Raw genomic sequence first — 17,659 nt, forward strand, 5'->3', positions numbered from 1 at the left:
TGCTGAGGCATGGCGGCGCCTGCTCTTTTACCGTCCGGGCCGTCCCGTCTTGCCGGGGCGGCGCTTCTTCTTGCGCTCGTCTGCCGGGTCCTCGTAGGAGCCGGCGCCGGCGCGGTGGCGCTTCACGATGGCCGGGTCCTCGGCCTGCGGTTTCGGCGGCACCGCCTTGCCGGTCGGCTTTTCGGTGCGCCCGACCGTCATCTCGTCCAGCGTGTTCTTGCGGAACAGCGTGTTGCCCGCCGGGGTGGCGTAATCGCCCGAGCGGCCCATGTCGTCGAGCTCCGGCTTGGCGAAGAGCGGGCCGCCCTGCGCGGCCTTCGGCTTCCCGCCGCGCCCCTTGGCCGCGTCGCGCCGGCTCTTCTGGGTGTTCTCCACGCCCACGTCGCGCGCCAGTGGGTCGTCGGCGATGGCGAGTTCCGTCTCCTGCAGCCGCTTGATCTCGTCGCGCAGCCTTGCCGCACGCTCGAAGTCGAGATCGGCGGCGGCGTCGCGCATCTCCTTTTCCAGATGCTGGAGATGCGTCTTGAGATTGGCGCCCACCATCTCGCCCTTGCCGGTGATGCCGGAGATGTCGGCGCGCACATGGTCGCGCTCGTAGACCGAATCCAGAATGTCGGAGATACGCGCCTTGACCGATTCCGGGGTGATGCCGTGGGCGGTGTTCCAGGCGACCTGCTTCTCGCGGCGGCGCGCGGTCTCGTCCATGGCGCGCTGCATCGATCCGGTGATCTTGTCGGCATAAAGGATCACCTTGCCGTCGACATTACGCGCCGCGCGGCCGATGGTTTGCACCAGCGATGTCTCCGAGCGCAGGAACCCTTCCTTGTCGGCGTCCAGGATCGCCACCAGCGCGCATTCGGGAATGTCGAGCCCCTCGCGCAGGAGGTTGATGCCGACCAGCACGTCGAAGGCGCCGAGCCTGAGATCGCGGATGATCTCGATGCGCTCCAGCGTGTCGATGTCGGAATGCATGTAGCGCACGCGCACGCCCTGCTCATGCAGATATTCGGTCAGGTCCTCGGCCATGCGCTTGGTCAGGACGGTGCACAGTGTGCGGTAGCCCTTGGCCGCGGTCTCGCGGATCTCGCCCAGCACGTCGTCGACCTGCGCCTTGGCCGGGCGCACCTCGACCGGCGGGTCGATCAGGCCGGTCGGCCGGATCACCTGTTCGGCGAACACGCCCCCCGCCTGCTCCATCTCCCAGTTGCCGGGGGTGGCCGAGACGGCGACCGAGAGCGGGCGCATGGCATCCCACTCCTCGAAGCGCAGCGGCCGGTTGTCCATGCAGGACGGCAGGCGGAAGCCGTATTCGGCCAGTGTCGCCTTGCGCCGGAAATCGCCGCGATACATGCCGCCGATCTGCGGAATCGTGACGTGGCTCTCGTCGACGAAGACGATGGCGTTGTCGGGCACGTATTCGAACAGCGTCGGCGGCGGGTCGCCCGGACGGCGCCCGGTCAGATAGCGCGAATAGTTCTCGATGCCGGCGCAGGAGCCGGTCGCCTCCAGCATCTCGAGGTCGAAGCGCGTGCGCTGTTCCAGCCGCTGGGCTTCCAGCAGCCGGCCCGCCTTCTCCAGCTCGACCAGCCGGTGCTTCAGCTCTTCCTTGATCGACTTGGTGGCCTGGTTCAGCGTCGGCCGCGGCGTCACGTAGTGCGAGTTGGCGTAGATCTTGACGCTCTTCAGCTCGCCCGTCTTTTGGCCAGTCAGCGGGTCGAATTCGGTGATCTGCTCGATCTCGTCGCCGAACAGCGAGACGCGCCAGGCTGCGTCTTCCAAGTGGGCGGGGAAGATCTCGATCGTGTCGCCGCGCACGCGGAACGAGCCGCGCGCGAAGCCGGCATCGGCGCGCTTGTATTGCTGCGCCACGAGATCGGCCAGCAGCTGGCGCTGGTCGATGCGGTCGCCGACCTCCATCTGGAAGGTCATGGCGGTGTAGGTCTCGACCGAGCCGATACCGTAGATGCAGGACACCGAGGCGACGATGATGACGTCGTCGCGCTCCAGCAGCGAGCGCGTGGCCGAGTGGCGCATGCGGTCGATCTGCTCGTTGATCGAGGATTCCTTCTCGATATAGGTGTCCGAGCGCGGCACGTAGGCCTCGGGCTGGTAGTAGTCGTAATAGGAGACGAAATACTCCACCGCATTGTCGGGGAAGAAGTTCTTGAACTCCGAATAGAGCTGCGCGGCCAGCGTCTTGTTGGGCGCCAGGATGAGGGCCGGGCGCTGCGTCTCCTCGATCACCTTGGCCATGGTGAAGGTCTTGCCCGAGCCGGTGACGCCGAGCAGCACCTGGGTGCGCTCGTTCTCGTCGATGCCGGCGACGAGATCGGCGATGGCGCGCGGCTGGTCGCCGGCTGGCTGGTATTCGGTCTGCATCCTGAAGGGGATGCCCCCTTCCGATTTCTGCGGCCGTTCGGGCCGGTGCGGCACCCAGCCATCGCCCTTCAGATTGGGGTCGCCGCTTTCGATCAGCCGCGAGAGCGCCGCCACCGTGGCGGTGACGCCGGAATTGTCGAGGCCGGCCGCATCCTCCAGCGCGATGTCCATGCCGGCCACCGGATTGAGGCCGGCCGCGGCGCGTTCTTTCGGCGAGGCCGCGCCGCCCATCGAGGTGCCGCGCGCGGTCTTGCTCGGCGCGGCGGATCGGGCGGGGATCTTCTTGGCGGGCTTGGCCTTTTCACCCCCTCCCGTCGCTGCGCGACGACCTCCCCCATCGGAGGGGGAGGTGGAGCGAGCCGCGCCGCGCTCACCCGACCCTCGATGGGGAGGGTCGGACCCAAGGTCCGGGGAGGGGTGCTCGGCCTCGGCGGCGATCTGGCGCGCCCAGTCGGAAACCGGGCCCGTCAGCGGCGCGCCTTCGAAATCGGCTTGCGGCGCTTCCCCGAAGCCGGAGGTTTCGGCGTCGGAAGCGTCGCGGCCGTTCTGCCGCGCGGGGGTCTTGCTCGATCGGGATGTCATCGCGGGCAATATGGAGAGGCTTCGCGGCGATTGGAAGGCCGGTCGGCGCGCGGCGATCGATTTGCCGACCCTCCTGACGGGGCGTTGTCAGGAGCGCGCGATGTCTTTGGGTCGGAGAAAATGCGTCAGCCGCGCCGCGGCCGGAGCCAGACCGTCCCATTCCCCCTGCCATTCGAACCGTGCCAGCGCGGCCGTGGGAAATTTTGCCCGCATCTGCCGCAGCGCGGAAGGATCGGACTGCACGCTCGCCAGCATCGTTGCGAACTCCTCCATCCCCGGATTGTGGCCCACCACGAGCAGTGTCCCGATCTGCCCCGGCGTCTCGCTCACGAGGGACAGCAGGTCGTCCGGGCCCGCCATGTAGAGCCGGTCCGGAAAGACGGCCTCGGGAAGGTCGGGCAGGCATGGCGCCGCCAGCGTCCAGGTGGCCCGGGTCCTTGCCGCCGGCGAGACGATGACAAGGTCAGGCAGCCAGCCCCGGCGCGCCATCTCTTCTCCCATCAGCGGCGCGGCCTTCAGTCCGCGCGGCGCGAGCGGCCGGTCGAAATCGGCAAGTCCGGCATCGTCCCAGCTGGATTTGGCGTGGCGCAGGAGGAGGAGCGTGCGCGTCGCCATTCAGCGGCGGGTCCGCGGCTGGGCCGGACATAATCCCGATGGGGCGTGGTGCCGAGACATCGGCGCAGGATGATCTTTCATGGCGCGTCCCGCAAGCCACCGCCTCGCCGTGCGTTGGCGCGCATTGCGCCTGCTTGTCGCAGGGGCATGTCGCCGGTAGCCAGCCATCCGGCACCCGACTATGGTCGCGACAACTTCACGCATGACGCGCTGGTTGCCCGATTGGAAAATCGCCTGAGACGCATCGCCCTCGCTGGCGCCTTCATGGCGATGGCCGCGCTTGTCTTCGCGATCCCGGTCCATCACGGCCACATGCTTCAGATGCAGTTGGCGCAGGTCGGGGGCGCGGCCGAAAAGCCCGCCAGCCCGACCGATGAGCCGCACGCGCATCATCATGTTCGTCATGCGGCCGGCCACGACCACGGGGCGCATGTCCATCATCACGCCGCCGCCGATGATGCTCAGTCCGCTGGCGCGGATCACGAGGCGGACCATTCCAGCCACGACATGCCGCGCTGTCCGGTCTGCAGCCTCGCCAAGGCGGCCACGGCCCTGGTGGCACCGGACCCCGTCATCCTGTCTGGCCGTGTCCGATACCAGGCACCCCTGCCGGTCGCCGATGCCGTCGAGCGACCGTCTTCGCAGCATTTCAGCCCAGTCCAGCCCCGCGCTCCGCCGATCGTGGCCTGAGCAACGGCGCTTCGCGCGCCGCCAGACCACATCAATTTATCGGAGACTGTCATGATCAGAACGATCACTTCGGCTGCGCTGTGCGCGGCCTTCCTCGGCCTGTCCGCAAATGCCCTGCACGCCCATGCCACGCTGGAGGTCCAGCAGGCGCCCGCCAATTCCTACTACAAGGTCGTCCTGCGCACGCCCCATGGCTGCAGCGGCTCTCCCACCATCGCGGTCCGGCTGCAGATTCCCGAAGGCGTCACTGGTGCCAAGCCGCAGCCCAAATGGGGCTGGGAAGTCGAAGCGGTGACGGAAGAGCTGGCCGAGCCGATCACCGACAGCCACGGCAACACCATCACGACCCGTGTGTCGGAAATCCACTGGACGGGCGGTCGTCTGCTCGACGCGCATTATGACGAGTTCGTCGTCCGTGTCCGGCTGCCGAACACACCTGGCGAGACGGTCTATTTCCCCGCCGTGCAGGAATGTGAGGAAGGCGCCGATCGCTGGATCGAGATCCCGGCCGAAGGCCAGAGCGCCCGCGACCTGGACTATCCCGCGCCCCGGGTGACGCTCACCGCACCCAATTGACGGCGGACGGAGCGGCGTTTCGTGCGCCGCTCCGTTTCACGCTGGAGGACCGACATGCGCTGCCCTCTCCGTGTCGCAAGCCTGCTGCTTTTCCTGGTGCTGGCGCTTGCGCCGCGCCTTGCCCTGGCGCATGCGGTGCTGCTCGAAACCGAGCCTTCCGCGGATAGCGTCCTTGATGTCGCGCCGGACCGGATCACCATCGGCTTCAACGAGGCCGTGCGGCCCGTGATCTTTCGCCTGCTCGACGCGTCGGGCCGAACGCTTGCCGACACGGATGCCGCCCGTGCCATCGACCAGCGGGTCGCGTTGCCCCTCGACGGTGAACTGCCCGCAGGCGGGTACATCGTGACCTGGCGGGTCATTTCCGCCGACTCGCATCCGGTCGGCGGCTCCTTCCGCTTCGCTGTCGGTGCGTTTCCCGAAGCGTGGTCGGGCGAGGCTGTGCCCGCCGCCCAGCAGGAAGCGCGCGGCTGGGTCGTGGCCGCTGCCGGCTTCAGGGCAATCTATCTCGCTGCTTTGCTGGTGGCGGCCGGTGGCGCCTGGTTCGCTATCCTCGTGGCCCGCGACCAGCATGAAGTGACAGCCCATGCATCGCGGGTCGTCCGCGTCGCCGCCATCACGGGCGGAATTGCGGGCCTGATCGGCATCTACCTTCAGGGCGGCTTGCTGCTGGCGGCGGCTCCCTCGGAGATGCTGAGCCCTTCGCTCTGGATCGCCAGCCTGGCGACGCCGATCGGCGGGGCGCTCTTGGCCAGCGCGGTCATGCTCTTCTTCCTGGCGGCGACATGCCGCCGCGCCGCGCCAGGTCAGGCGGCGGCGATCGTGGCGCTGCTGGCGATGCTGCCGCTCGGCATGGCGGGCCATGCGGCGACGTCGGAACCGCGCTTGCTGACCGCGCCCGCCGTCATGCTGCACGTCGTCGTGGCTGCCTTCTGGGTCGGATCGCTGCCGCCCCTGCTCTTTGCGGTTCGCCGGCTTCCAACCGGCACGGCAGCGCGCCTGCTGGAACGCTTTTCCGGCCGCGCGGTCGTCGCCGTCGTCCTGCTGGTCGCGGCGGGCACGGTCCTCGGCGTCCTTCAGATGCGCGGTCTGGCCGCGCTCTGGCAGACGAGTTACGGTCTCGTGTTGGCCGCCAAGCTGGCTCTCGTCGCCGGCCTGATGTCGATCGCCATCCAGAACAAGGCTGGCCTGACGCATCTGCTGGCGGCAGGCGACGCTTCGGCGGCCCGCCGGCTGATCCGCAATATCCGCCTCGAGATCGGGCTGGTCGGCATGGTCATGGTTCTCACCGCCCTGCTCGGCTTCAATACGCCGCCGCGCGGGCTGTCGGCGACCGTTCATGATGAGATGTCCGGTCATGGCCATGACCATGGGCACAGCCATGAGCACGGCCATTCTCAAGACCACGACCAGCCCTCCGTGATTGTCCGGGAACTGACGGTCCGCGGCACGACGGCGGTGATGCGGCTGTCGCCCGCGCGAGCGGGTCGCAACACGATGTCCGTTGCGCTGCGGGGCGCGGACGGCAATCCGATCGAGGCACTTGAGGTCGAGGCACGGATTTCCGCGGCCGAACTGGGCATCGAGGCTGCGACGCGCCAGCTCGCGCCCGGCGACGATGACTACGCGCTGACGACGTCCGACATGGCGATCGGCGGCACGTGGCAGATCCGTATCGATGCGCTGGTGACGGATTTCGACAAGCCGATCTTCGGCTTCGAGGTGGAGATCGACTAGCCGTGATGTCGGCGATTGTTGGCTGACCGGCAGGCCCGGCCTGGGCGAGGCTCTCCGGCGCGACCGGGCCACGGCCATATTGACTAATGTAATAACATTACGTATCTCGCTCTGAGATCGGGCGGTGGCCCTTCGGGATGCCGCACGACCTTTTTCCGAAAGCGAGGCTCATGCTCGACCAGACCCAACCTTCGAAACGCCTCCCCGTCACCGTACTTTCGGGCTTTCTCGGCGCCGGAAAGACGACGCTTCTCAACCATGTGCTCAACAATCGCGAGGGCCGCCGCGTCGCCGTCATCGTGAACGACATGAGCGAAGTGAACATCGATGCCGCCCTGGTGCGCGAGGGCGGCGCCGATCTCTCGCGGACCGAGGAGCAGCTGGTCGAAATGACCAATGGCTGCATCTGCTGCACCCTGCGCGACGATCTCCTGGCGGAGGTCCGGCGGCTGTCGCAGGAAGGCCGGTTCGATTATCTGCTGATCGAGGGTACCGGCATCGCCGAACCCCTGCCGGTCGCCACGACCTTCGATTTCCGCGACGAGGCGGGGCAGAGCCTCTCCGACATTTCGCGGCTCGACACGATGGTGACGGTGGTCGACGCGGCCAACCTGCTCAAGGATTACGCCTCGCACGATTTCCTGCGTGACCGCGGCGAGACAGCCGGGGAGGGCGATGACCGGGCGCTTGTCGATCTTCTCGTCGAGCAGATCGAATTCGCCGATGTCATCGTGCTCAACAAGGTGACCGATGCCAAGGCGGGCGAACTCAAGCAGGCACGAAGCATCGTGCGGGCGCTGAATGCCGATGCGCGCATCATCGAGACCGATTTCGGGCGCGTGCCCCTGGATCAGGTTCTCGACACGGGGCTTTTCGATTTCGAGAAGGCCGCCCAGCATCCGCTCTGGTACAAGGAGCTGAACGGCTTCGCCGATCATGTGCCCGAGACCGAGGAATATGGGATCCGCTCCTTCGTCTACCGGGCACGGCGCCCCTTCGACCCGACGAAACTCCAGGCGTTCATCGATCGGTCCTGGCCGGGCGTGATCCGCGCGAAGGGCTTTTTCTGGCTGGCCACGCGACCGCACCACGTGGGCGAACTCAGCCAGGCCGGCGCGCTGGTGCGGACGGGCCGGCGCGGCCGCTGGTGGTCGTCGGTGCCGAAGCATCGCTGGCCCGATCATCCCGACTTTCACGCCGTGATGGAGGCCTATATCGATCCGGTTTGGGGTGATCGTCGGCAGGAACTGGTCTTCATCGGCAACCAGCAGATGAACGAGGTTCGCATCCGTGCGGAACTCGACGCCTGTCTGGTGGAGGACGAGGAATTCCTGCCCGAGAACTGGCGCGGTCTTGATGATCCCTTCCCGGACTGGGAGCGGAACGCCGCATGAAGTTCGACGATCTGAAATGGGCTGTCGGCACTTTCGTGTCGGCATTGCGCGACCCGAAGGCTGCCGCGCATATCGACTGCGAGTGCCATCCCAAGCTGGGCTACGCCGGCCCGCGCTCGGTGAAGACGCAAGGAATCGGCGCGCCGGAGTCGCGAGACGACGGCGCGCAGGACGATTCCGTCAGATCCGACCGGTCAGAAGCAGGATCAGAACGATGATCAGGACCACACCGGCGATGCCGGAGGGACCGTATCCCCAGCCGCGCGAGTGGGGCCATGCCGGGATGGCTCCGATCAGAAGCAGGATGAGAATGATGAGAAGTATCGTGCCAACGCCCATTTGTGTCTCCTTCACGCAGGTGTGATTGCGGCTTCTCAATGCTCGGCACGGGGAAAGGTTCCTCCGTCGACCTCATTGCCGCCTTCCTTGTGCCATGCTTCAGCCGGTATCCCGGCATGCATGGGCGGTCAGGAACGCATCGGGCGCGCTTCGGCCTGGCCATTGCGCAGGTCGGGCAGGAACACGGTCAGCAACCCCAGGAACGGCAGGTAGGAGGTCAGGCGGTAGACGTAATCGATGCCCTGTGCGTCGGCCAGCACGCCCAACGCCACCGCGCCAATTCCACCGAGCCCGAAGGCCAGGCCGAAGAATATGCCGGCCACCATGCCCACGCGTCCGGGGATCAGTTCCTGCGCGAAAACGATGATCGCGGGAAAGGCCGAGGAGAGCATCACCGCGATCAGAACCGAAAACGAAGCGGTCCAGAAGAGGTTCGCGAAGGGCAGCGCCAGCGCGAAGGGCAGCACGCCCAGGATCGAGATCCATATCACTGTCTTCGCGCCGAAACGGTCTCCTAACGGTCCTCCGATGACGACGCCCGCTGCAGCACCCCCCAGGAAGAGGAACAGCAGCAGCTGCGATTCCTGGATCGTCACCCCGAAACGCTCGATGACGAAGAAGGTGTAGTAGCTCGTGAAGGCGGCCATATAGATGTGCTTGGTGAAGACCAGCGTGATCAGCACCACGAGCGCCCAGACGATGCGCTTGCGCGAGAGAAGCAATTCTCGTGAGGGCTTGGGTCGGGTGGCGTTGCGCCGCAGATAGCGCATATACCAGTTGCCGATCTGCCAGAGCACGACCATGCCGAGAAGGGCCATCAGCGAAAACCAGCCCACGCTCTCCTGCCCTCGCGGCACCACGATGAAGGCCGCGAGCAACGGCCCGATGGCCGTGCCTGCATTGCCGCCGACCTGGAACACGGATTGGGCGAGGCCGAAACGCCCGCCCGACGCCATGCGGGCCACGCGCGAGGCTTCCGGATGGAAGATCGCCGAGCCCACCCCGATCAATGCCGCCCCCGCCAGAAGCATCTCGTATTGCGTGGCAAAGCCCAGCATCAGCAGGCCCAGCATGGTCGAGCCCATGCCGAAGGCCAGCGAATAGGGCAGGGGCCGCTTGTCGGCGTAGAGCCCCACGAGCGGCTGCAGGACCGAAGCGGTGACCTGGAAGGCCATGGTCAGAAGCCCGATCTGCCAGAAGGACAGGTGATAGTCGTCCTTCAGCATCGGATAGATAGCCGCGATCAGCGACTGCATCACATCGTTTAGCATGTGGCAGAAGCTGAGGGCGAAAAGCACGGTGAATGCCGTGTTCTCGGCGGCGAGGACGGGCTTGGCGGTGGTGTCGGTCACGTGAAAACTCCGGTATCGAACGCGCTATAGGCGCATTGCCGGCGAATGACTTTCGTGATTTGGTCTAACAGTTTCGCAACTGGGCCACATTCATGGCGGAATCGTTACACGTCGCCCCGCCATTTCTGGAAACTGAAGCGCTTGCCGGGCGCCTGGCGGCGATCGAGGATTCGCGTGAGCCCGCCGTGACGCTCGCCGGCGAATATCCCGACGGCCACAAGGTGACCGCGCACCGTCACGGGCGGGCGCAGTTGCTGCACGCGCTTGCGGGGGTCGTCACTGTCTCCACGCAGGCGGGCCGCTGGATGGTGCCGCCCGACCACGCCATGTGGATTCCCGCCGGCGTCGTGCACTCCGTCGAGATGCTGGGCGACGTGAGCATGCGGTCGGTCTATGTGCGCGAGGACGCCAGCGCGCGATTGCCCACGGCGCTTCGGGTCATGGGCATGTCGGATCTGATGCGCAGCCTGCTGATCGAAGCCGTGGCGATGGGGCCGGTCGAGGCCGAAGACCGCCGCCGCACGCTGCTGCTCGAACTGCTTGTCGCCGAGATCGCGCATCTGCCGGAACGCCCGCTTGGCCTGCCAATGCCTTCGGACGCCCGGCTTGTCGCTCTCTGCCGCGGGTTCCTGGGCGCCCCGTCCGCCCGGGCAACCATCGATGACTGGGCCGAGCGTTCGGGAATGAGCCGGCGGACCTTCACCCGTGCCTTCGCGCGCGAAACCGGGCTGGGGCTTTCCGCATGGCGCCAGCAGGCCTGCCTCTTCGCCGCCTTGCCGAGGCTGGCCGAGGGGGAGCCGATCACCACGGTCGCCCTCGACCTCGGTTATGAAAGCGTGCCGGCCTTCATCACCATGTTCAAGCGCATGCTGGGCATGGCGCCGCGCGCCTATCTGCGCGGCGCCCAACTGGCCGAGACGGCTACTCCTCGCCGCCCCGCATGAAAGTCAGCCCGACCGCCGTGCCCGACGCGAAACCGCGCCAGTAGGTGTGCCCGTCTTCGGGCTCGCCATTGTCGTCGAGCGCCGCCACGCCGGCGGACCCATCCTCGATGAGGTCGAGATAGCCTGCCTTCTCTTCATCCTGCTTGAGATGAAGATCGAGGAAGGCCGTGGCGAAGTGCTGGGCGATGTTGTTCATGCGCACCGTATCCCAGACCGGGTCGGCATAATGGTCGAAGGGCGACCAGCCGAGCGTTTCGGAATGGGCATAGGATTCGGCCGGTGCCGGGATGGGCGCGGCCGCATTGTGGTTGGCGTTCTCGAAAGTCAGCAGGTAGCGCTCGACGCCTGCCGTCTCCTCGAAGATGCGGCGAATGCCGTTCTCGTAGCCCGAGACGTCGTCGATGCTGCCGGCCATCAGCATTATCGGCGCCCGCAGGCCCGACAGCCCGTCGGCGTCCCAGAAACCGGTGTTCATGCCCCACGGACCGATGGCGATGACCGCGCGAACCCGCTCGTCAAGCATTGCAGCGTGTTCGTCGGAACCGGCAATGTGGCGGCGCAGCGTGCCGTCGCGGGCGCCCCACTCATAGGCCGTGCTGGCCTCCGTGACGCCGCCGCCGGCCGCAACGATGGCACCGTAGCCGCCCATGGAATAACCGACGATGCCGGTGCGCTCCACATCGACGAGACCGGCGAGAATGCCGTCATCCTCGCCCGAAAGCCGGTCGATCTCGGCAAGCACGAACAGTTGGTCGAGGGGGCGATTGACGAGGGTGGAGCCGAAAGCCGTCTGGTCGGAATAGGTCGAATCACGATGGTCGATCGCCGCGACGACGTAGCCCTTGCTGGCGAGGTTCTCGGCCAGATGCGCCATCAGGAACCGGTTGCCGGGATAGCCGTGCGAGAGAATCACGAGCGGAAAATCCCCTTCGGCGGCAGGGTCCGCATCGCGCACGCCGCGCCCGCGGATCGTGGCCGTGGTCTCGCCGTCGCGAAGTTCGATGTCGTAGCTGCCTTCAGCCGCGGTTCCATCCGCGGCGGGATACCAGACCTCCACCGTCAGTTCCCGATCGTAGCGGGGATGGTCCCCACCCTCGACGACATTGACGATGTCGACCTGGTCGCTGTTCACCAGGTCCAGCGTGACCACGCCCACGGCGTGCGGGCCGAAGGCGGCCAGCGCCGGTGCATCCGGACGCACGATGTCGATGCGATTTTCCGCCATGGCCGTCCCGCCTGTGAAAACGGCCACGCAGATGGCCACCAGTGTCTTTTTCATGTCGTTCCTCATATGCAATCTCTGCCCAGCCTCGCCCGTCCGTGTGACAGGAAGACCACGCCTCTCCAACTTGGTGCGCTTGATGACATTGTCATCCCCACCGCATCCCGATAGAGCGAACGGACAGCCCGGAGCCGCCATGCAGACCGTTTCCCCCGAGCCCGCTGACACGCCGACCCTGGGAGAACTCTTCCGCGTCTTCGGCAAGATCGGGTTGCTGTCCTTTGGCGGGCCGGCGGGCCAGATCGCTCTGATGCACCGGGTCCTGGTGGACGAGAAGAAGTGGCTCGACGAGCCCAGGTTCCTGCACGCATTGAACTATTGCATGATGCTGCCCGGGCCCGAGGCGATGCAGTTGGCCACCTATGCGGGCTGGCTCATGCATGGCGTCCGCGGCGGTCTCATCGCGGGTCTGCTCTTCGTGCTGCCGGGCGCGGCCGTGCTCATCGCGCTGTCGGCACTCTATCTGGCAATGGGCCAGGTCACCATCGTCGAAGGCCTGCTGTTCGGCCTCAAGGCGGCCGTGCTGGCCGTCGTGCTGGAGGCACTGATCAAGGTGTCCAAACGCGCGTTGAAGAACAGCCTCATGGTGACGATCGCCGTCGTGGCCTTTGTCGGCATCGCCTTCCTGCAGATACCCTTTCCCGTCATCATCCTGTCGGCGGCCATCATTGGCGCGGCCGTCTATTGGATGATGCCCCCGGACGGCAAACATGTGCCCGCTGCCGCCGCTCCCATGCCGCACAGGGGCGAGGCGAGCCTTGGTCGCTTCGTCTCGACGACGGCGCTGTGGCTCGCCATCTGGCTTGGACCGCTTCTGCTCCTGTTCGTCGCGCTCGGGGCGACGCATGTCTTCACGCTGCAGGCCGGCTTCTTTTCGGTCATGGCGGCGCTGACTTTCGGTGGTGCCTATGCGGTGCTCGCCTGGGTCGCCCAGCAGGCAGTCGAGGTCTATGGCTGGCTGCGCCCGGACGAGATGCTGACCGGGCTCGGCCTGGCGGAAACCACGCCCGGACCCTTGATTCTGGTCCTGCTTTTTGTCGGCTTCCTCGGCGGCGCGCGCCTGTCGGGCCTCGAGCCCTTTGCCGGCGGCATTGGCGGCGCGCTGGTGGCGCTGTGGTTCACCTTCGTGCCGTGTTTTCTCTGGATCTTCGCCGGAGCGCCCTATGTCGAGAAACTGCGCGACGTGAAATGGCTTTCGGCGGCGTTGACGGCGGTCACGGCCGCGGTGGTCGGCGTCATCGCCAATCTGGCGTTCTGGTTCGGCCTGCACGTGCTCTTTGCACGGCTCGATGCGGAAGCGGCCGGACCGCTCCGCGTATTGGTACCGGACCCGGCAAGCTTCGATCCGGCCGCCGCGGCAATCGCACTGGCGGCGGCAATTGCACTCTTGGTGCTGAAGCTCAACCTTTTCCTGGTGCTGGGCGGAGCGGCTCTTGCCGGCATGGGCTTCATGCTGCTGGTCTGAGCCGATCGGCAAGCACCGGCGGCGGCCCGTGGGCCTGCCGCCGCGAAGACGCTGGCGTGCCTCAGGCCTGCATGACGACGACGCGGGCGCCGGTGGGCACGCGTTCGTGCAGGTCGATCACGTCGTGATTGAGCATCCGGATGCAGCCGCTCGACATGGCATGGCCGATCGATTGCGGCTGGTTGGTGCCGTGGATGCGGAACATGGTGTCGCGGCCGTCGCGGTAGAGATAGAGCGCACGCGCGCCCAGCGGGTTGTTGAGGCCGCCGGGGACACCGCCGGCATATTGCCGGTTGATCGGGTCGCGCGCCATCATGTTGTCGGTCGGGGTCCAGCGCGGCCATTCCGCCTTGCGGCCGACATAGGCATTGCCGCGCAGGGCCAGTCCGGCACGGCCGACGCCGACTCCGTAGCGCATCGCCTTGCCATCGCCCATCACGTAGTAAAGGCGCTTATCCGGTGTATCGACGACGATCGTGCCCTTGGGGTGGCGCGTCTCGTAATCCACGAGCTGGCGGCGCAGCTCCGGCTTGACCTCGTTGGGCGACAGGGCGCTCAACGGAAAAGGCTCTTCCCTGCGCGGACCATAGGCGGTCACGAAAGTGTCTGCCCCGCTCGTTGCGCAACCAGCCGCAAAGAGCGGCAATCCTATGATGAATCCCCTGCGTGTAATCGACATATCGCCCCCGAGTATAATCCCCTGACCTACGGTCAAATCCCTACGCTTCTTATGGTTAACGAAACGTAATTGTCGAGCGCTTCGCGGTAACAGTTCCGCGACCGCCAGGGCCAACAGACGCGCGGTTTGACGTAAATCAAGGGGCGCGCACGTGCGCTCTGTCAAATGCCCCATGGCCGCCCCTCGTTCGGGGTCCGAGGCAACTGGGGATTTAGTCATGAAATACACGGTGGAAATCGTCGGCGTGAGCCTGGCGGCATTCCTCGCGCTGGTAGGGGCGGCGCTGTCGCAGGATTCGCTGTTCCAGGCCCACATGTGGGTGCTCTTCTTCGCGCTGGCCGGCGGCGCCGTCCTGCTCTTGCGCCGGCACAGCTTTCTGCCCGCGCCCGCGACGCCGGCGCGCTCGAGCGTGCATGCCGAGGTCGAATACATGGACGGGCCGATCCGCTACGGCGTGATCGCGACCATGTTCTGGGCGGTCGTCGGGCTTGTGGTGGGCGTCCTTATCGCCGCGCAGCTGGCCTGGCCGCAGCTCAATCTCGAGCCTTGGTTCACCTTCGGACGGGTGCGTCCCGTCCACACCTCGGCAGTCGTTTTCGCCTTTGGCGGCAACGCGCTTCTGGCCACCTCCTTCTGGGTCGTGCAGCGCACCTCGCACGCACGGCTCTGGGGCGGCAATCTCGCCTGGTTCGTATTCTGGGGGTACCAGCTTTTCATCCTGTTGGCCGCGTCCGGCTATGTCCTGGGCATCACCCAGAGCCGCGAATATGCCGAGCCCGAATGGTATGTCGACATTCTCCTGACGGTCGTCTGGGTCGCCTATCTCGCCGTCTTCCTGGGTACGATCCTGAGGCGCAAGGAGCCCCATATCTACGTGGCGAACTGGTTCTACCTCGCCTTCATCGTCACCGTGGCCATGCTGCATGTCGTCAACAACATGTCGATGCCGGTCTCCTTCCTGGGTACCAAGAGCTATTCGGCCTTCTCCGGCGTGCAGGATGCGCTGACGCAGTGGTGGTATGGCCACAACGCGGTCGGCTTTTTCCTCACCGCCGGCTTCCTCGGCATCATGTATTATTTCGTGCCCAAGCAGGCGAACCGGCCGATCTATTCCTACCGGCTCTCCATCATCCACTTCTGGGCGCTGATCTTCCTCTACATCTGGGCAGGACCCCATCACCTTCACTACACGGCGCTGCCGGACTGGGCGCAGACGCTGGGCATGGTGTTCTCCATCATGCTGTGGATGCCTTCCTGGGGCGGCATGATCAACGGCCTGATGACGCTGTCCGGCGCCTGGGACAAGCTCAGGACCGACCCGATCATCCAGATGATGGTGATCGCCATCGCCTTCTACGGCATGGCCACCTTCGAGGGTCCCGTCATGTCGATCAAGGCGGTCAACTCCCTGTCGCACTACACGGACTGGACCGTCGGCCACGTGCATTCCGGCGCGCTTGGCTGGGTTGGCCTGATCTCCTTCGCCGCGCTCTACTACATGGCCCCGCGGCTGTGGGGACGCGCCAAGCTCTACTCGACGCGGCTTGTCAGCATCCACGTGTGGACCGCCACGCTCGGGATCGTCATCTACGCGGCGTCGATGTGGGTGTCGGGCATCATGCAGGGCCTCATGTGGCGCGAATACGACGATCAGGGCTTCTTGGTCTACTCCTTCGCGGAGACGGTGGCGGCCATGTATCCCTACTATGTGATGCGCGCTTTTGGCGGTTTCCTCTACCTGATCGGCGCGCTGATCATGGCCTACAACCTCTACATGACAATACGCGGCCATGTGCGGGAGGAGGCGCCCGTCGGCGGCTCCCTGCCCGCGCTGAAGCCAGCCGAATAGGAGGCCGCAATGGCTCTCATGGAAAAGCACAAGATCCTCGAGAAGAACGCCACGCTGCTCCTGGCCGGCTCCTTCCTCGTGGTCACCATCGGCGGCATCGTCGAGATCGCCCCGCTCTTCTATCTCGAAAACACGATCGAGAAGGTGGAGGGCATGCGGCCCTACACCCCGCTGGAGCTGGCGGGCCGCAACATCTACATCCGCGAAGGCTGCTATGCCTGCCACTCACAGATGATCCGCCCCTTCCGCGACGAGGTGGAACGTTACGGCCATTACAGCCTGGCAGCCGAGTCGATGTACGACCACCCCTTCCAGTGGGGCTCCAAGCGGACCGGGCCCGACCTGGCGCGCGTCGGCGGACGCTATTCCAACGAATGGCACGTTCAGCATCTGATCGATCCGCGCTCCGTGGTGCCGGAATCCAACATGCCGAGCTACGGCTTCCTGGCATCGACGCCGCTCCAGTTGGACGCGGCCGGCCATCTGCGGGCCAATCGCGCGGTCGGCGTGCCGTACGACGATGAGATGATCGAGAACGCGAGCCGCGATCTCTTGGCGCAGGCCAATCCGGACGCCGATCCGTCAGGCCTTGAGTCGCGCTATCCCAAAGTGCGCGTCGAGTCCTTCGACGGCGATCCGTCGCGGGTCACCGAAATGGACGCGCTCGTCGCCTATCTCCAGATGCTCGGCACGCTGGTCGATTTCTCCACCTACGACGAAAATGTCGGTTTCCGCTGAGGAGCACCCTGATGGACTACGAATCAATGCGCCATTTCGCCGATAGCTGGGCGCTGCTGGCCCTGTTCCTCTTCTTCATCGGCGTCGTCATCTTCGCCTTCAGGCCTGGCAGCAAGAAGCACGCCGACAGGGCCTCGCAGATCCCGTTCAAGGAAGACTGATCATGAGCGACCAGGACAAGAGGGAGGTCGACGAGATCTCCGGCGTCGAGACGACCGGCCATGAATGGGATGGCATCAAGGAACTGAACAACCCGCTGCCGCGCTGGTGGCTGTGGACCTTCTACGCGACCATCGTGTGGTCGATCGGCTACACGATCGCCTACCCGGCCTGGCCGCTCGTCAATTCGGCCACGCAGGGCGTGCTGGGCTATTCCAGCCGTGCCGAGCTGCACCGCGAGGTGGAACAGGTTCAACTGAGCCGAAGCGACCAGACGGCCCAGCTCGCCTCGTTGGACCTCAACGAGGTTCTGGCCGACGACGCCTTGCGCAATTTCGCCATTGCCGGCGGCGCGGCCGCCTACCGGGTCAACTGCTCCCAGTGCCACGGGACCGGTGCCCAGGGCGCGGAGGGCTTTCCCAACCTCAATGACGACAACTGGATCTGGGGCGGTACGATCGAGGATCTTCACCACACCATTGCCCACGGCGTGCGCGATCATGCCGACTTCGACACGCGCATCTCGGAGATGCCGGCCTTCGCGGGCGTCATGACCAGGCGGGAGATCGCCGAAACGGCGGCCTTCGTCGCGAGCCTGTCGCGCGAGCCGGAAAATCCCGATCTCGTCGAGGCCGGCGCGGAGCACTTTGAGGTCTACTGCGCGGCGTGCCATGGCTTCAACGGTGAAGGAGAACGACTCCTGGGCGCGCCAAGCCTCAACAATCCCATCTGGCTCTATGGCGGCAGCGAGGCGGAAATCGCCGCGCAGATCGCCCAGCCACGCCACGGCGTGATGCCGGGCTGGGCGGATCGGCTGGGAGATGTGACGGTGCGAAAGCTCGCCGTCTTCGTGCATTCGCTTGGCGGGGGCGAATAGGC

General features: G+C 65.9%; 16 protein-coding genes. 10 read left to right on the forward strand and 6 right to left on the reverse strand.

Annotation, left to right across the window (positions count from 1 at the left end):
* Positions 1–27: 27 nt before the first annotated feature.
* Both uvrB and GRZ55_RS15385 read right to left on the reverse strand, forming a co-directional pair.
* Positions 28–2,961 carry an excinuclease ABC subunit UvrB gene (uvrB, locus tag GRZ55_RS15380; protein WP_169287828.1) on the reverse strand — a complete coding sequence of 978 codons (2,934 nt, stop codon included), beginning with the start codon at positions 2,959–2,961 and terminating at the stop codon, positions 28–30.
* Positions 2,962–3,048: 87 nt separating this feature from the next.
* Positions 3,049–3,576, reverse strand: coding sequence for a histidine phosphatase family protein (locus tag GRZ55_RS15385; protein WP_169287829.1), 528 nt, complete (start codon positions 3,574–3,576; stop codon positions 3,049–3,051).
* A gap of 147 nt (positions 3,577–3,723) precedes the next feature.
* Here GRZ55_RS15385 and GRZ55_RS15390 point away from each other — a divergent pair, with 147 nt between their 5' ends.
* The 4 genes from GRZ55_RS15390 to zigA all read left to right on the forward strand — a co-directional run bounded on the left by GRZ55_RS15390 (position 3,724) and on the right by zigA (position 7,973).
* Positions 3,724–4,266, forward strand: a complete 543-nt coding sequence (locus GRZ55_RS15390; RefSeq protein WP_169287830.1) for a hypothetical protein — start codon at positions 3,724–3,726, stop codon at positions 4,264–4,266.
* Between the two features lie 51 nt (positions 4,267–4,317).
* On the forward strand, positions 4,318–4,842 hold the full coding sequence (locus tag GRZ55_RS15395) for a YcnI family protein (protein WP_169287831.1): 525 nt from the start codon (positions 4,318–4,320) through the stop codon (positions 4,840–4,842).
* A gap of 54 nt (positions 4,843–4,896) precedes the next feature.
* Positions 4,897–6,579: a copper resistance protein CopC gene (locus GRZ55_RS15400; RefSeq protein ID WP_169287832.1), complete on the forward strand. Its 1,683-nt coding sequence runs from the start codon at positions 4,897–4,899 to the stop codon at positions 6,577–6,579.
* Positions 6,580–6,749: 170 nt separating this feature from the next.
* Complete coding sequence (zigA, locus tag GRZ55_RS15405) at positions 6,750–7,973, forward strand: zinc metallochaperone GTPase ZigA (protein WP_169287833.1); 1,224 nt, start codon at positions 6,750–6,752, stop codon at positions 7,971–7,973.
* 180 nt (positions 7,974–8,153) lie between these two features.
* Here the strand turns inward: zigA and GRZ55_RS15410 are convergent, their stop codons facing one another.
* Complete coding sequence (locus tag GRZ55_RS15410) at positions 8,154–8,312, reverse strand: DUF3309 family protein (RefSeq protein WP_169287834.1); 159 nt, start codon at positions 8,310–8,312, stop codon at positions 8,154–8,156.
* Positions 8,313–8,440: 128 nt separating this feature from the next.
* On the reverse strand, positions 8,441–9,664 hold the full coding sequence (locus tag GRZ55_RS15415) for an MFS transporter (protein ID WP_368856627.1): 1,224 nt from the start codon (positions 9,662–9,664) through the stop codon (positions 8,441–8,443).
* Positions 9,665–9,756: 92 nt separating this feature from the next.
* Here GRZ55_RS15415 and GRZ55_RS15420 point away from each other — a divergent pair, with 92 nt between their 5' ends.
* Positions 9,757–10,608: a helix-turn-helix domain-containing protein gene (locus GRZ55_RS15420; protein WP_169287835.1), complete on the forward strand. Its 852-nt coding sequence runs from the start codon at positions 9,757–9,759 to the stop codon at positions 10,606–10,608.
* Here GRZ55_RS15420 and GRZ55_RS15425 read toward each other — a convergent pair.
* The gene (locus GRZ55_RS15425; RefSeq protein ID WP_246734786.1) at positions 10,586–11,887 is read right to left on the reverse strand and encodes a dienelactone hydrolase; all 1,302 of its coding nucleotides are present in this window, start codon (positions 11,885–11,887) and stop codon (positions 10,586–10,588) included. The genes GRZ55_RS15420 and GRZ55_RS15425 overlap by 23 nt on opposite strands.
* A 139-nt stretch (positions 11,888–12,026) precedes the next feature.
* Here GRZ55_RS15425 and chrA point away from each other — a divergent pair, with 139 nt between their 5' ends.
* Complete coding sequence (gene chrA / locus GRZ55_RS15430) at positions 12,027–13,355, forward strand: chromate efflux transporter (RefSeq protein WP_169287836.1); 1,329 nt, start codon at positions 12,027–12,029, stop codon at positions 13,353–13,355.
* 61 nt (positions 13,356–13,416) lie between these two features.
* Here the strand turns inward: chrA and GRZ55_RS15435 are convergent, their stop codons facing one another.
* On the reverse strand, positions 13,417–14,034 hold the full coding sequence (locus tag GRZ55_RS15435; protein ID WP_169287837.1) for a L,D-transpeptidase: 618 nt from the start codon (positions 14,032–14,034) through the stop codon (positions 13,417–13,419).
* Between the two features lie 217 nt (positions 14,035–14,251).
* Here GRZ55_RS15435 and ccoN point away from each other — a divergent pair, with 217 nt between their 5' ends.
* From ccoN to ccoP, 4 genes are read left to right on the forward strand one after another with little or no spacing between them, the layout of a single operon-like run.
* Entirely contained in the window at positions 14,252–15,883 is a 1,632-nt protein-coding gene (gene ccoN / locus GRZ55_RS15440; protein WP_169287838.1) for a cytochrome-c oxidase, cbb3-type subunit I, read from the forward strand.
* Between the two features lie 9 nt (positions 15,884–15,892).
* A complete protein-coding gene (gene ccoO / locus GRZ55_RS15445) occupies positions 15,893–16,621 on the forward strand; it encodes a cytochrome-c oxidase, cbb3-type subunit II (protein WP_169287839.1) in 729 nt (242 codons plus the stop codon).
* A gap of 11 nt (positions 16,622–16,632) precedes the next feature.
* Entirely contained in the window at positions 16,633–16,782 is a 150-nt protein-coding gene (locus GRZ55_RS15450; RefSeq protein WP_169287840.1) for a cbb3-type cytochrome c oxidase subunit 3, read from the forward strand.
* Between the two features lie 2 nt (positions 16,783–16,784).
* The gene (gene ccoP / locus GRZ55_RS15455) at positions 16,785–17,657 is read left to right on the forward strand and encodes a cytochrome-c oxidase, cbb3-type subunit III (protein ID WP_169287841.1); all 873 of its coding nucleotides are present in this window, start codon (positions 16,785–16,787) and stop codon (positions 17,655–17,657) included.
* The last annotated feature ends 2 nt before the right edge of the window (positions 17,658–17,659 follow it).

Source organism: Chelativorans sp. ZYF759 (assembly GCF_012911015.1).
Lineage (GTDB): Bacteria > Pseudomonadota > Alphaproteobacteria > Rhizobiales > Rhizobiaceae > ZYF759.